Origin of the sequence: Pseudomonas sp. TWI628, from assembly GCF_039673865.1 — a bacterium.
In the GTDB taxonomy this organism is placed as follows: domain Bacteria; phylum Pseudomonadota; class Gammaproteobacteria; order Pseudomonadales; family Pseudomonadaceae; genus Aquipseudomonas.
In genome coordinates, this window is the sequence record NZ_JBDJMM010000007.1 from 151,618 (window position 1) to 166,213 (window position 14,596).

At 63.5% G+C, this 14,596-nt stretch carries 9 protein-coding genes; 8 read left to right on the forward strand and 1 reads right to left on the reverse strand.

All coding sequences use genetic code 11. From position 1 onward, the window contains the following. Positions 1-87: 87 nt before the first annotated feature. Complete coding sequence (locus ABE528_RS07720) at positions 88-2,541, reverse strand: penicillin-binding protein 1A (RefSeq protein ID WP_346652588.1); 2,454 nt, start codon at positions 2,539-2,541, stop codon at positions 88-90. 176 nt (positions 2,542-2,717) lie between these two features. On the opposite strand from ABE528_RS07720, the gene pilM reads away from it, so the two are divergent. The 8 genes from pilM (at position 2,718) to gltB (ending at position 14,486) form a co-directional block, all read left to right on the forward strand. Further along, positions 2,718-3,569, forward strand: a complete 852-nt coding sequence (gene pilM / locus ABE528_RS07725) for a pilus assembly protein PilM (protein WP_346652611.1) — start codon at positions 2,718-2,720, stop codon at positions 3,567-3,569. Beyond that, a complete protein-coding gene (locus ABE528_RS07730) occupies positions 3,569-4,105 on the forward strand; it encodes a PilN domain-containing protein (RefSeq protein ID WP_346652589.1) in 537 nt (178 codons plus the stop codon). The genes pilM and ABE528_RS07730 overlap by 1 nt, the downstream gene beginning before the upstream one ends. After that, positions 4,102-5,118: a pilus assembly protein PilP gene (locus ABE528_RS07735; protein ID WP_346652590.1), complete on the forward strand. Its 1,017-nt coding sequence runs from the start codon at positions 4,102-4,104 to the stop codon at positions 5,116-5,118. Before ABE528_RS07730 ends, ABE528_RS07735 begins: the two co-directional genes overlap by 4 nt. After that, positions 5,042-6,310, forward strand: coding sequence for a type IV pilus secretin PilQ family protein (locus ABE528_RS07740; RefSeq protein WP_346652591.1), 1,269 nt, complete (start codon positions 5,042-5,044; stop codon positions 6,308-6,310). Before ABE528_RS07735 ends, ABE528_RS07740 begins: the two co-directional genes overlap by 77 nt. 4 nt (positions 6,311-6,314) lie before the next feature. After that, positions 6,315-6,833, forward strand: coding sequence for a shikimate kinase AroK (gene aroK, locus ABE528_RS07745; protein ID WP_060509908.1), 519 nt, complete (start codon positions 6,315-6,317; stop codon positions 6,831-6,833). A gap of 94 nt (positions 6,834-6,927) precedes the next feature. After that, positions 6,928-8,025: a 3-dehydroquinate synthase gene (gene aroB, locus ABE528_RS07750; RefSeq protein WP_346652592.1), complete on the forward strand. Its 1,098-nt coding sequence runs from the start codon at positions 6,928-6,930 to the stop codon at positions 8,023-8,025. A gap of 15 nt (positions 8,026-8,040) precedes the next feature. Next, entirely contained in the window at positions 8,041-9,666 is a 1,626-nt protein-coding gene (locus tag ABE528_RS07755) for an AAA family ATPase (protein WP_346652593.1), read from the forward strand. 374 nt (positions 9,667-10,040) lie between these two features. Continuing rightward, positions 10,041-14,486: a glutamate synthase large subunit gene (gene gltB, locus ABE528_RS07760; RefSeq protein WP_152955556.1), complete on the forward strand. Its 4,446-nt coding sequence runs from the start codon at positions 10,041-10,043 to the stop codon at positions 14,484-14,486. Positions 14,487-14,596 lie beyond the last annotated feature (110 nt).

Below are 14,596 nucleotides of genomic sequence, written 5' to 3' on the forward strand. Positions count from 1 at the left end.
TGAGAGCCGGGGCTTTTTGTTTGCCGAGAGCATATCAGCGCCTGTGAGATCGAGCGCCCGCGCTAAACCCGAGCCAGGCGCTCTGCTTCAGAACAGATCCATCGGCGCTGCTTCGTCCGCTGGCAGCGGGCTGCCCGGCGCTGTGCCATTGCCCAGTTCATCTACCGACGGCGGCGAATCCTCGGCCTTGAACAGCTCGAAGTAGGCATCTGGCGTGCTTGGCGAAGCTGCACGGCCGCTGACCGGGTCGACCCGCAGGCTGAGGATGCCTTCCGGTTCCGCCGGTGCATGGCTCGGCTTGTCCTTCAGAGCCGCACCCATGAAACTCATCCAGATCGGCAGGGCCGCTGTACCGCCGTACTCACGGCGGCCGAGCGTTTCCGGCTGGTCGAAGCCAACCCATACGGTGGTCACGTAATCGGCGTTGTAGCCGGAGAACCAGGCGTCCTTGGATTCGTTGGTGGTCCCCGTCTTGCCGGCCAGATCGGTGCGGCCCAGGGCCAATGCCCGGCGGCCGGTACCGCGCTTGATCACGTCCTGCAGCATGCTGGTCAGGATGTAGGTGGTGCGGCCATCGACGATCTGCTCGGCGACAGCTGGCGTCTGCGGTGGTGGGGCAATCTGGCCCAGGGCGGACGGAGCCTCGCCAGGCATGGCGGCAGTGCTGATCGGCTGTTCCGGTGCCGCAAGGCCGGCATGGTCTTCGGCACCTTGCGGTACACGCGCAGGGTTTGCGGTGAACAGGGTCTCGCCGCTGCGGCTCTCGATGCGCTCGATCAGGTACGGATTGATCTTGTAGCCGCCGTTGGCAAAGGTGCTCCAGCCAGTGGCGATCTCCATCGGCGTCAGGGTAGCAGTGCCCAGCGCCAGCGAAAGGTTGCGCGGCAGGTCCTGTTTGTTGAAGCCGAACTTGGCGATGTAGTCGATGGTACGGTCTACGCCCATGGCCTGCAGCAGGCGGATCGACACCAGGTTGCGAGACTTGTACAACGCTTCGCGCAGGCGGATCGGGCCGAGGAAGGTGTTGGTGTCGTTCTTCGGTCGCCATTCCTTGTCCAGGTACTGGTCGACGAACACGATCGGCGCATCGTTGACCAGGCTGGAGGCGGTGTAGCCGCTGTCCAGTGCCGCACTATAGATGAACGGCTTGAAGCTGGAGCCTGGCTGGCGCTTGGCCTGCATGGCGCGGTTGTAGTTGCTCTGTTCGAACGAGAAACCGCCGACCAGGGCGCGGATTGCACCGTTTTGCGGGTCGAGGGATACCAGCGCACTCTGTGCACCGGGCACCTGGCTGAACTTGAGCTTGCCGTCATTCAGGCGCTGCAGGCGTACCAGGTCACCCACCTGGGCAACGTCGGCAGGCGATTGCGGTGCACGGCCCTGCGAGTTGCTGTTGATGAACGGACGCGCCCACTTCATGGTGTCCCAGGCAACTTCTTCTTCATTGCCGCCGCGAGTCAGCACTTTAATGCCGCTCTTTTCCACGCGCGTGACGATGGCCGGCTCCAGGCTGCCCAGGGTGCGTTGCTTGCTCAGCTCCTGCTGCCAGGCGGCCAGGGTCTTGCCCGGGAAGCGAGCTTCGGGGCCGCGGTAGCCGTGGCGCTCGTCGTACTCGGAGAGGCCGTTGAGGATGGCCTTGTTGGCCATTTCCTGCATGTCGCTCGGCACGGTGGTGGTGACACGGAAACCTTCGGTGTAGGCGTCGCTGCCATAGCGGCCGACCATTTCGGCGCGGGCCATTTCGGCGACGTAGGGCGCGTTCACTTCTGGGGTCGGCACGTGGTAGCTGGCGTTCAGCGGTTCGGCCAGGGCGGCCTGATAGCTCGCCTCGTCGATCTTGCCGAGCTTGTACATGCGGCCAAGAATCCAGTCGCGGCGCTCCTTGGCGCGTACCGGGTTGGCCAGCGGGTTGAAGCGCGACGGCGCCTTGGGCAGGCCGGCGATCATTGCCATCTGCGCCAGGCTCACGTCACGGATCGACTTGCCGTAATACACCTGCGCGGCTGCATCGATACCGTAGGCCCGGTTACCCAGGTAGATCTTGTTGACGTACAGCTCAAGGATCTCGTCCTTGGTCAGCTCACGTTCGATCTGCAGGGCCAGGAGAATTTCGTTGGTCTTGCGCGAGAAGCTGCGCTCGCTGGTGAGGAAGAAGTTCTTCGCCACCTGCATGGTGATGGTGCTGCCGCCGGTCTGGATGTGGCCGGTCTTCACCAGCTGGGTCGCAGCACGCATCAGGCTGCTTGGGTCGACCCCGTAGTGATTGAGGAAATTGTCGTCCTCGGCTGACAGAAGCGCCTGAATGAACTGTGGCGGAATTTCCGCGAAGCGGATCGGCGAACGGCGCATTTCGCCGAACTCGGCAATCAGCTTGCCGTCGCTGCTGTACACCCGCAGGGGGATCTGCAACTGGATGCTTCTGAGCGAATCGACCGATGGCAGGTTGGGGCTAAGATACAGAAACGCACCGCTCACACCGAGTACGAGCGCGCAGATGACTGCGACGAAAGACCACCAGAAGAACTTCAGCAGGCGTATCAAGGCTTTTCGGTGTCCAGATTGAGGGGTGAATTGCGCACGGGGCCGGCGGACGAAAAAACGCTGGGCATTATAAGCACTTTTCGCCTCGCCGGGTGACCGGCCAGGCGGCCCGCTGCACCGTCTGGCCGGTCGGGCCTGGCAATGCGGCGGTTCATGGTTGTAACAAGGAAGTCGCTATGCTTGGACGTTTTGGCAAGGATGCCAGTTCACTGCTGGGGGTGGAAATCACTTCCGACTCCATACGTATTGCACAGCTGCGGCGCCACAGGGGGCGCTACAAGCAGCTGGCCTGGGCGGTCGAGCCGTTTGCTCCTGGTAACGGCTGGCAGGACCCTGATCGAATTGTCGCTGCCCTGCGCAGCGCTTATCGGCAATCTGGTTGCCGCGAGCGCCGGGCCGCCGTGGCACTGCCTGCCTCACAAGTGATCTGCAAGCTGTGCCAGCTGCCAGTCAGTCAGACCCCTGGTCAAATGGAGGCGCAACTGCTGGGAGAAGCAGACCGCCTGTTTCCCTTTCCCCTTGAAGACCTGGTACTGGATTTTCAGGTGCTGGGTGCCTCGTTGCTGCAACCCGGGAGCCTGGATGTCCTGGTCGCGGCCAGCCGTCAGAGTGCATTGCAACCGGTGCAAGCAGCATTCGAAGCAGCAGGGCTGGAGCTGGAAGTCGCGGAAGTGGACAGCATTGCCTTGCGCCGCCTGATGCCCGACCAAACCAATCGCCCGGCAGCGCTGCTGCGCATCGAGCCGGGCAGCTCGACGTTGCATGGCTGGCTTGGCGATACGATGCCTTTACGGCAGGAATTGCTCCCGGGCGCGTTACCTGATCTGCCCGGTGACGTATTCGCTGAAGGGGCAGGGCCGGAAGAAGTGCTTGTCGTCGGCGCTCCGGCTCCCGGGCAAGGCGTGCTTGCTCGACTGACTGAGCGTCTCGGCTTGCCGTGCCGGCCATTGCCGCCTGTGGCGGGTGTGGATTGCAGTGACGGTTGCATGGCCTTGGCTTTTGCACTGGCAATGGGCAGCGTGCGCTGATGTTGCGTCTGAATCTGATGCCGTGGCGAGAGCGGCAGCGCCTGGCAGCGCTCCGGCGTTTGCGCCTGATGCTGCTGGGGGCGGCAGTTGTGGCGTTGTTTGCGGTGCTGCTGATCGACCAGCTGGCCCGTCAGCGAGCCCACCAGCAAGCCGTTGCCAACGATAGCCAGCAAGCTGCAATCGATGTGCTGGAGGTGCAGAGGACTGAGCATGATCGTGTCAGGCAATCCTATGACGAAGTGCGCGCGCAGGCTGCGGCCCTGGCTGACTTGCGTGCTGAGCAGGGGCTGGTGACAGCCGTGTTTGCGGATCTGGAGCGGGCGCTGCCGGAGGGCGTACAACTGCTCAGGCTCGAACTGCAAGGTTCACGCTTGCGCATGGTCGGTGTGGCCGCCTCCGGGGCAGTCGTGGCGCAGCTGATGCGCGAGCTGGAGCGGTCTGGAGTGATGCGTGAACTGGAACTCAAAAGCTTGAAGAGCCAGGCGGATGGCGACGAGTTTCTGTTGTTGGCGCGCATATCGGCGTTCTGGTCATGAATCTGCTGCAGAAAGGCGCATGGCTGGCACTCATCGAGCGCTCGCGGCTCTTTGGCTGCGCGCTGCCGTTTGCCATAGGCCTCATCCTTGTTGGGCTCGGCTGTCTGTTTCGCTTGCCGCACTGGTTGCAGCTTCAAGAGGCAGAGCGCGCCCGGCACGTTCGCCTGCTTGAGACGCATGAAACCAAGGCTGCCGAAGTGTTGGCATCGTCGCAAATGCGCGAGGCCCTCGATGACGCACGGCACCTTTTGCAGGATGCACGCTGGCGCCTTGCTGCCGGGGCCGACATGAGCGATCTGCTTGACCAGCTGGCGGCCTCGGGCCATGCGCATGGCCTGCACTTCGAGCGGCTCGATGTACTTGATGAGGTAAAGCAGCCCGGCTACTGGCAGACGCCCTTGGACGTGCAGGTAGTTGGGCGCTATTCGGGGCTGCGGATGTGGTTGGACGACTGGCTTGGCCAGGCTCGTCTGCTGCGTGCCGAGGCTTTGTGGTTGGCACCTGCCGGTGACAGGCCTGGGTTGTTGCACCTTGGCATGCGCGTGCATGCCTATCAAGCCGACGGGGCGGTGCCTGAGCCTTTGTCCCTGGCCGATTCACCGGCTCGGGGTGAGGTGCTGCCGGTGGTTCACGATCCGTTTTCCGCCTGGGCAGCGCGTGTCGTCCAGGCTGGGCTTGCCAGCGTCCCGCTGGCTCAGCTGCAGATGGTCGGTAGCCTGCAGCGGGGGCAGCAGCGCGAAGCGTTGCTGTCGGCGGCAGGCCGCTTGTATCGCGTGCGCTCCGGTGATCGGCTGGGGCGTGATGGCGGTGTTGTGGTGGAAGTCGGCGAGCGGCAGCTGGAGGTGCGTGAGCGGCTGTTCATAGGGGGCGTGTGGCGTGAGCGCACGGTAACGCTGGCGCTCAGGAAGAGCGTGACAATGGAGGCCAGGGACGGTGATGAAATGGCTGTTGAAGTGGGTGGCGGTGGCGTTGATACCCAGCCAGTGGTGCATGGCGGCGCCCTATCGGGGTGAGCCCATCTCGCTGAACTTTCAGGATGTCGAGGTGCGCTCGGTGCTTCAGGTGCTGGCTGATTACGCCGGGATCAACCTGGTGGCCAGTGACACGGTGCAGGGCAATGTCACCCTGCGGCTGCACCAAGTCCCCTGGGATCAGGCGCTGGAGCTGGTCCTTCGTACTAAAGGGCTGGCGCGGCGCGAGGAGGGGAATGTGCTGCTGGTAGCGCCAGCCACCGAGTTGGCCGAGCAATCCCTTGGCGCCCGTATCGGGCAAGAGCTGGATGCGCAGCTGCAACCCTTGCGGCGTGAGTTGCTGCCGATCCATCACGCCAAGGCTTCCGACCTCGCAGAGCTGTTGCTGGCAACCCTGGCGGATGACGGCATTCTGACCGGTCGTGGCAGCCTGAGCGTCGACGCCCGCACCAACACCTTGGTCGCGCACCAGCCTGCGGACCGCCTTGCCGAGTTGCGCCAGCTGGTCGCTCAGCTGGATGTGCCGGTGCGGCAGGTAGAAATCGAGGCGCGCATCGTGGAGGCCAATGTCGACTACGAGAAAGGCCTGGGCGTGCGCTGGGGGCGGCAGCTGTATGGTGAAGCGCCGCAACTGGGCAAGGACCTGTTTGTCGACCTGGGCGTGGAGCGGGGCGGTGCCGGCATCGGCGTAGGCCTGTTGCGTGGCGGTATGCTGCTGGACCTGGAACTCAGCGCCATGGAGAAGAGCGGCAACGGTGAAATCATCTCCCAGCCCAAGGTGGTCACGGCTGACAAGGAAACCGCCAGGATTCTCAAGGGCACCGAGGTGCCTTATCAGGAGACCAGCAAGAGTGGCGCCACCTCGGTCGCCTTTCGCGAAGCCTCGCTGTCGCTGGAGGTCACGCCGCAGATCACTCCGGACGGCAAGGTCATCATGACGGTCAAGGTGACCAAGGACGAGCCTGACTTCGTTAATGCCCTGAACGACGTGCCACCGATTCGCAAGAACGAAGTCAATGCCAAGGTCCGAGTGGCGGATGGTGAAACCATCGTCATCGGGGGTGTCTACTCGACCACGCAAAACAATGTGGTCGACAAGGTGCCATTTTTGGGCGATCTGCCGTATGTTGGGCGGCTGTTTCGACGCGATGCATTACAAGAGAAAAAATCCGAGCTGCTGGTCTTCCTGACTCCGCGTATCATGAGTGACCAGGCGATTGCTGTGAGTCGTTGATTCTGTGCGAAATTTGATACTTGTAGGGCCCATGGGCGCTGGTAAGAGCACCATCGGGCGCCTGTTGGCCAAAGAGCTGCGCCTGCTGTTCAAAGATTCCGACAAGGAAATCGAACTGCGAACCGGCGCCAACATCCCGTGGATCTTCGATAAAGAAGGCGAACCGGGCTTCCGTGACCGTGAGCAGGCGATGATCGCCGAGCTTTGCGCGCTCGATGGCGTGGTTGTGGCGACCGGTGGTGGCGCAGTCATGCGCGCGGAAAACCGCCAGGCGCTGCACGAGGGCGGCCGGGTCATCTACCTGCACGCCTCGGTGGAGCAGCAGGTCGGGCGCACGGCGCGCGACCGCAACCGCCCGTTGCTGCGCACCGCCAACCCGGAGGCGACGCTGCGCGCCTTGCTGGAGGCGCGCGACCCGCTGTATCGCGAAATCGCCGACCTGGTGGTGGAAACCGACGAACGGCCGCCGCGCATGGTGGTGCTCGATATTCTCGAGCGCCTGCAGCAGTTGCCGCCCCGCTAAGCCGGGACTATTCTCGGCCAGCGCCGAGGCGAGGTTCAACGTTACCGCGTGGGTCGAACAGCCGGCGCCGCGCCCAAGTACATTGTGGGGATACATGCAGACACTTAAGGTCGACCTCGGCGAGCGTAGCTACCCGATCTATATTGGCGAAGGCCTGCTGGACCAGGCCGAACTGCTGGCGCCGCATATCCGCGGGCGGCAGGTTGCCATCGTTTCCAACGAAACCGTCGCGCCTCTGTATCTCGAACGCCTGAGCAAGACCCTCGGCGCCTACTCGGTGCTGCCGGTGATCCTGCCAGACGGCGAAGCCCACAAAAATTGGCAAACCCTGCAACTGATCTTCGATGGCCTGCTGACGGCGCGGCATGACCGCCGTACTACCGTGGTCGCCCTCGGCGGCGGCGTGATCGGTGACATGGCCGGCTTTGCGGCGGCCTGCTACCAGCGTGGCGTCGACTTCATCCAGGTGCCGACCACCCTGCTGTCTCAGGTCGACTCCTCGGTGGGTGGCAAGACCGGTATCAACCACCCCTTGGGCAAGAACATGGTCGGTGCCTTCTATCAGCCCAACGCGGTGCTGATCGATACCACCAGCCTCAAGACCCTGCCCGAACGCGAGCTGTCGGCCGGCCTGGCCGAAGTGATCAAGTACGGCCTGATCTGCGACAAGCCGTTCCTCGCCTGGCTCGAAGACAATATGCAGGCCCTGCGCGCTCTCGAGCCGGCTGCCCTGACCGAAGCGATCAGCCGCTCGTGCGCCGCCAAGGCTGCCGTGGTCGGTGCCGACGAGCGCGAATCCGGTGTGCGAGCCACGCTGAACCTGGGCCACACCTTCGGCCACGCCATCGAGACGCACATGGGCTACGGCGTGTGGCTGCACGGTGAAGCCGTGGCCGCAGGTACGGTGATGGCCCTGGAAATGTCCATGCGCCTGGGCTGGATCGACCAGGCCGAGCGTGATCGGGCAATCCGCCTGTTGCAGGACGCAGGTTTGCCGGTGGTGCCACCACAGGAAATGACCCCGGCGCATTTCATGGAGCATATGGCGGTCGACAAGAAGGTCCTCGATGGCCGCCTGCGGCTGGTGCTGCTGCGCCAGCTGGGCGAAGCCGTGATCACTGACGACTATCCGAAAGAGATTCTTCAGGCCACGCTGTCGGCGGATTACCGCGCGATCGTGGCCCAGCTTTGAGGTTGTGACAGCGTAATGACCAGTTTGCATGCCGATGAGGCGTTCCTCGAACATTACCAGTTGAGCCACGATCCGTTCGCGCCGCGTGTGCCCGGCTTCAAGTTCTTCCCCGCCCAGCGCAAGCCGGTGCTGGGCCAGCTGCATCACCTGGCTCGCTACAGCCAGCTGATGCTGGTGGTCACTGGCCCCGTGGGCAGCGGCAAGACCCTGCTGCGCCAGGCCTTGGTGGCCAGCACCAACAAGCAGTCGGTGCTGAGCGTGGTGGTATCTGCCCGCGGCGCCAGCGATGCCGCCAGTGTCCTCGGCCAGGTGGCGCAGACGCTGGAAGTGGCCCAGCCTGAAGTGCAGGCGATCCTGAACAAGGTGGTGCAGCTGGCACTGACCGGGCAGGAAGTCTATTTGCTGGTTGATGATGCGGAACAACTCGACGAGTCGGCACTCCAAGCGTTGCTGGAACTGGCGGCAGGGCTACCGGAAGGGCGCCCGCACGTGTTCCTGTTCGGCGAGCCCTCGCTGATTGCCGGGTTGGACGAGATCCAGATCGAGGAAGAGCGCTTCCACGTTATTGAACTCGCCCCCTACAGCGAGGAAGAAACCCGCGAGTACCTGGAGCAGCGCCTGGAAGGCGCAGGCCGGGGCATCGAGGTGTTCACCCGTGAACAGCTAGTCGATATTCATGAAAACTCCGACGGATGGCCTGGCAACATCAACCAGGTCGCCCGCGACACTTTGATCGAAGCCATGATCGCCAGCCGTACCACGGTCAAGCGACCATCCATGGGGTTCAAAATGCCTAAGAAACACGTACTCGCGCTGTCCGCTGTCGTCGTGGTCGCCGTAGGTGCTGCGGTTCTGATGCCCAAGAAAGGCGACAAGGCCCCTGCCGAGGCGCCTGTGGCCCAGGCCCAGTTGCCGCTGGGCGAGGGCCAGCCAGGTAGCGCTCAGTCGAACAACGGCAACCCGGCCATCGAGTTCTCCGGCCAGTCGCAGCCGATGCCGCTGCCGCTGGTGGGGCAGTCCCAGCCGGTGATGCGCGAGCCTCTGGCGCAGGCTGCCGGCATGGGTGACGGCGAGGAGGGTGGCCCGGCTGGCAATACCGCCTTGCAGCCAGGCAACCCGCCTACCGTAACCACGATCGCGCCGCCACAGGGCGTGCCTGCAGGCCCGGCGCCGAGCATGGCCCAGGCTACCGCGCCGGTGCAGCCGGTTGCGCCTGCGCCCAAGCCTGTCGCTACCCAGCCGGTCAAGCCGGTTGCGCCTGCCAAGCCGGCGCCGGCACCGACTCAGGTCGCTGTCGCCAAGCCAGCCGCCAAGCCGGTGGAAAAGCCGGCCGCCAGCGTCAGCACCGGCGGCGCCGGAGGCTGGTACGCGGGCCAGAAGCCAGGCAACTATGTGGTGCAGATTCTTGGCACCAGCTCCGAAGCGTCGGCCCAGGCCTTCGTCAAGGAGCAGGGTGGCGACTATCGCTACTTCAAGAAAAACCTGCAGGGCAAACCCCTGTACGTGGTCACCTATGGCAACTTCGCCAACCGCGACGCAGCGGTTGCGGCAATCAAGAACTTGCCAGCGAAGGTCCAGGCTGGTAAACCTTGGCCACGTACCGTCGCCAGCGTCCAACAAGAGCTGGCCTCGGCCCGCTGATACCTGCCGGGCGGCATCACCCCGCCGCCCAGTTGCTGAGCGATTAATGACATTCGACTAGCCTGCTGCGCCTGAGCGCGGCAGGCTTTTCTGTCCCGGACTGCCGGCCACAAGCCTCTGTTGCAGTCATGGCTGAAACGCTTCAGACTCGAGCCAAGCCGCTATCACGGCGCATGGCGCAAAAACATTCAAAATTGCGACATAAATTTTCAATGGTGAGACATGAAAATTTGTGGGTATGACTGTCGCTGTGCAACAATGGTTTTCCATGGCCACCGCAAAAAAGCTGGCGTTTGATCGGCGTGGATGGTAAGTGGTTGTACATAAAAGAGATTTACCTCCGGTTGAGAGGTGAACCTGGTGAGAAAGTGTCTATGAAAACAGGTCTGTACCATCCCGAAGAATTCAAGGACAACTGTGGTTTTGGCCTGATCGCCCATATGACGGGCGAGCCGAGCCACCACCTTCTGCAAACCGCCATGCAGGCACTGACCTGCATGACCCACCGCGGCGGTATCAACGCCGACGGCAAGACCGGTGACGGCTGCGGTCTGCTCATGCAGAAGCCCGATCAATTCCTGCGGGCCGTGGCCCAGGAACACTTCGCCGTCGAGCTGCCCAAGCAGTACGCCGTCGGCATGGTGTTCTTCAACCAGGACCCGGTCAAAGCCGAAGCTGCCCGCGCCAACATGGACCGCGAAATCGTCGCGGCCGGCCTGAAGCTGGTCGGCTGGCGCAAGGTCCCGATCGACACCAGTGTGCTCGGCCGCCTGGCCCTGGAGCGCCTGCCGCAGATCGAGCAGGTGTTCATCGGCGGTGAAGGCCTGAGCGATCAGGAATTCGCCATCAAGCTGTTCAGTGCCCGTCGCCGTTCGTCCGTGGCCAATGCCCACGACACCGACCACTACATCTGCAGCTTCTCGCACAAGACCATCATCTACAAAGGCCTGATGATGCCGCGCGATCTCGCGGCGTTCTATCCAGACCTGGGTGATGAGCGCCTGCAAACCGCGATCTGCGTATTCCACCAGCGCTTCTCCACCAACACCCTGCCGAAATGGCCGCTGGCCCAGCCATTCCGCTTCCTCGCCCACAACGGCGAGATCAACACCATCACCGGCAACCGCAACTGGGCCATGGCCCGTCGCACCAAGTTCGCCAACGACCTGATCCCCGACCTCGAAGAGCTCGGCCCACTGGTCAACCGCGTCGGTTCCGACTCGTCGAGCATGGACAACATGCTGGAGCTGATGGTCACCGGTGGCATCGACCTGTTCCGCGGCGTGCGCATGCTGGTACCGCCAGCCTGGCAGAACGTCGAGACCATGGACGCCGACCTGCGCGCCTTCTACGAATACAACTCCATGCACATGGAGCCGTGGGATGGCCCGGCCGGTATCGTCATGACCGAAGGCCGCCACGCGGTGTGCCTGCTCGACCGTAACGGCCTGCGCCCGGCGCGCTGGGTGACGACCACCAATGGCTACATCACCATCGCCTCGGAAATCGGCGTGTGGGGCTACCAGCCAGAGGAAGTCCTGGCCAAGGGCCGCGTAGGCCCGGGCCAGATCCTTGCCGTGGACACCGAGACCGGCCAGATCCTCGACACTGACGCCATCGACAACCGTCTGAAGTCGCGCCACCCGTACAAGCGCTGGCTGCGTCAGCACGCCACCCGCATCCAGGCGACCCTGACGGATGACCAGGGCGTGGCCAGCTACGACGCTGACCAGCTCAAGCAATACATGAAGATGTTCCAGGTCACCTTCGAAGAGCGTGACCAGGTGCTGCGCCCACTCGGCGAGCAGGGCCAGGAAGCGGTCGGTTCGATGGGTGACGACACGCCGATGGCCGTGCTGTCGCAGCGCGTGCGTTCGCCGTACGACTTCTTCCGCCAGCAGTTCGCCCAGGTGACCAACCCGCCGATCGACCCGCTGCGCGAAGCGATCGTCATGTCCCTGGAAATCTGCCTGGGTGCCGAGCGCAACATCTTCCAGGAGTCCCCGGAGCACGCGTCGCGGGTGATCCTCAGCTCGCCGGTCATCTCGCCCGCCAAGTGGCGTTCGCTGATGAACCTTGAGCGTGAAGGCTTCGACCGTCAGCTGATCGACCTCAACTATGATGAGAGCGTCGGCCTGGAAGCGGCCATCCGCAACATCGCCGACCAGGCTGAAGAAGCCGTGCGCAGCGGCAAGACCCAGCTGGTGCTGAGCGACCGCTACATCGCTCCGGGCAAGCTGCCGGTGCACGCTTCGCTGGCCGTGGGTGCCGTGCACCACCGCCTGACCGAGCAGGGCCTGCGTTGCGACAGCAACATCCTGGTCGAAACCGCCACTGCCCGTGACCCGCACCACTTCGCCGTATTGCTGGGCTTCGGTGCCTCGGCGGTGTACCCGTACCTGGCCTACGAAGTGCTGGCCGACCTGATCCGTACCGGCGAAGTGCTGGGCGATCTGGACGAAGTCTTCAAGTACTACCGCAAAGGCATCTCCAAGGGCCTGCTGAAGATCCTGTCGAAGATGGGTATCTCCACCATCGCCTCTTACCGTGGCGCCCAGCTGTTCGAAGCTGTGGGCCTGGCCGAGGAAGTGGTCGGCCTGAGCTTCAAGGGTGTATCCAGCCGCATCAAGGGTGCGCGCTTCGTCGACCTCGAAGGCGACCAGAAGCTGCTGGCGGCCGAAGCCTGGAGCGCGCGCAAGCCGATCCAGCAAGGTGGCCTGCTGAAGTTCGTCCACGGTGGCGAGTACCACGCCTACAACCCGGATGTGGTCAACACCCTGCAAGCCGCCGTGCAGCAGGGCGACTACGCCAAGTTCAAGGAATACACCACGCTGGTCGACCAGCGTCCGGTGTCGATGATCCGCGACCTGCTGAAAGTGAAAGTGGCCGACGAGGCCCTGCCGCTGGACCAGATCGAGCCGCTGGAGGCCATCCTCAAGCGCTTCGACTCCGCCGGTATCTCGCTGGGTGCACTGTCGCCGGAGGCTCACGAAGCCCTGGCCGAGGCGATGAACCGCCTGGGTGCGCGCTCCAACTCCGGTGAGGGCGGTGAAGATCCGTCGCGCTACGGCACCATCAAGAGCTCGAAGATCAAGCAGGTGGCCACCGGCCGCTTTGGCGTGACCCCGGAATACCTGGTCAACGCCGAAGTGCTGCAGATCAAGGTTGCCCAGGGCGCCAAGCCCGGTGAAGGCGGCCAGCTACCTGGCGGCAAGGTCAACGGCCTGATCGCCAAGCTGCGTTATGCGGTACCGGGCGTGACCCTGATCTCGCCACCGCCGCACCACGACATCTACTCGATCGAAGACCTGGCCCAGCTGATCTATGACCTCAAGCAGGTCAACCCGCAGGCCCTGGTTTCGGTCAAGCTGGTGGCTGAGGCTGGCGTTGGCACCATCGCCGCGGGCGTGGCCAAGGCCTATGCCGACCTGATCACCATCTCCGGTTACGACGGTGGCACCGGTGCGTCGCCGCTGACCTCGATCAAGTACGCTGGCGCCCCGTGGGAACTGGGCCTGGCCGAAACCCACCAGACCCTGCGCGGCAACGACCTGCGCGGCAAGGTACGGGTACAGACCGACGGCGGCCTGAAGACCGGCCTGGACGTGATCAAGGCAGCCATCCTCGGCGCCGAGAGCTTCGGCTTCGGTACCGCGCCGATGATCGCCCTGGGCTGCAAGTACCTGCGCATCTGTCACCTGAACAACTGCGCCACTGGCGTAGCCACGCAGAACGACAAGCTGCGCAAGGACCACTACATCGGCACCGTCGACATGGTGATCAACTTCTTCACCTTCGTCGCCGAAGAAACCCGTGAATGGCTGGCCAAGCTCGGCGTGCGCAGCCTCGGCGAGCTGATCGGGCGTACCGACCTGCTCGACGTGCTGCCAGGTGACACCGAGCGCCAGCAGTACCTGGACCTGACCCCGCTGCTGGGCAGCTCGCACATCCCGGCTGACAAGCCGCAGTTCTGCGAAGTCGACAAGAACCCGCCGTTCGACAAGGGCGAGCTGGCCGAGAAGATGGTCGAGATGGCCCTGCCGGCGATCCGCGACCAGGCCGGTGGCGAGTTCAGTCTCGACATCTGCAACTGCGACCGCTCCATCGGTGCCCGTATCTCTGGCGAAATCGCCAAGCTGTACGGCAACCAGGGCATGGCCGACAAGCCGGTCACCTTCCGCTTCAAGGGTACTGCTGGCCAGAGCTTCGGTGTGTGGAACGCCGGTGGCCTGAACCTGCACCTGGAAGGCGACGCCAACGACTACGTCGGCAAAGGCATGACCGGTGGCAAGGTGACCATCGTGCCACCCGCCGGCAGCCCGTTCGCCACCCAGCACAGCGCCATTGTCGGCAACACCTGCCTGTACGGTGCCACCGGCGGCAAGCTGTTCGCCGCGGGTACTGCGGGCGAGCGCTTCGCTGTACGTAACTCCGGCGCTCACGCTGTTGTCGAGGGCACTGGCGATCACTGCTGTGAATACATGACCGGTGGCTTTGTCTGCGTCCTGGGCAAGACCGGTTACAACTTCGGTTCTGGCATGACTGGCGGCTTCGCCTATGTGCTCGACATGGACAACAGCTTCGTCGACAAACTCAACCACGAGCTGGTGGAAATCCAGCGCATCAGTGGTGAGGCGATGGAAGCCTACCGCAGCCACCTGGCGCGGGTCCTTGGCGAATACGTGGAAGAGACCGGCAGCGAGTGGGGGCGTGAGCTCTTCGAGAACCTGGACGACTATGTGCGGCGCTTCTGGCTGGTCAAGCCGAAGGCGGCCAACCTCAAGCAACTGCTGTCCAGCACCCGTGCCAACCCGCAGTAACAACAGCTGCAAGTGGCAAGCCTCAAGCTGCAAGTAAAAGCAGTACGAGGTTTGCCCGGCTTAAGTGATCGTCTTGCGGCTTGCAGCTTGTAGCTTGCAGCTGCTGTAAA

Bases quoted from the DNA above. Each gene is read 5' to 3' on its own strand.
- gltB (WP_152955556.1), top strand. From the start codon at position 10,041: ATGAAAACAGGTCTGTACCATCCCGAAGAATTCAAGGACAACTGTGGT.
- ABE528_RS07730 (WP_346652589.1), top strand. From the start codon at position 3,569: ATGTTGCGTCTGAATCTGATGCCGTGGCGAGAGCGGCAGCGCCTGGCA.
- aroB (WP_346652592.1), top strand. From the start codon at position 6,928: ATGCAGACACTTAAGGTCGACCTCGGCGAGCGTAGCTACCCGATCTAT.
- ABE528_RS07755 (WP_346652593.1), top strand. From the start codon at position 8,041: ATGACCAGTTTGCATGCCGATGAGGCGTTCCTCGAACATTACCAGTTG.
- ABE528_RS07740 (WP_346652591.1), top strand. From the start codon at position 5,042: ATGAAATGGCTGTTGAAGTGGGTGGCGGTGGCGTTGATACCCAGCCAG.
- ABE528_RS07735 (WP_346652590.1), top strand. From the start codon at position 4,102: ATGAATCTGCTGCAGAAAGGCGCATGGCTGGCACTCATCGAGCGCTCG.
- pilM (WP_346652611.1), top strand. From the start codon at position 2,718: ATGCTTGGACGTTTTGGCAAGGATGCCAGTTCACTGCTGGGGGTGGAA.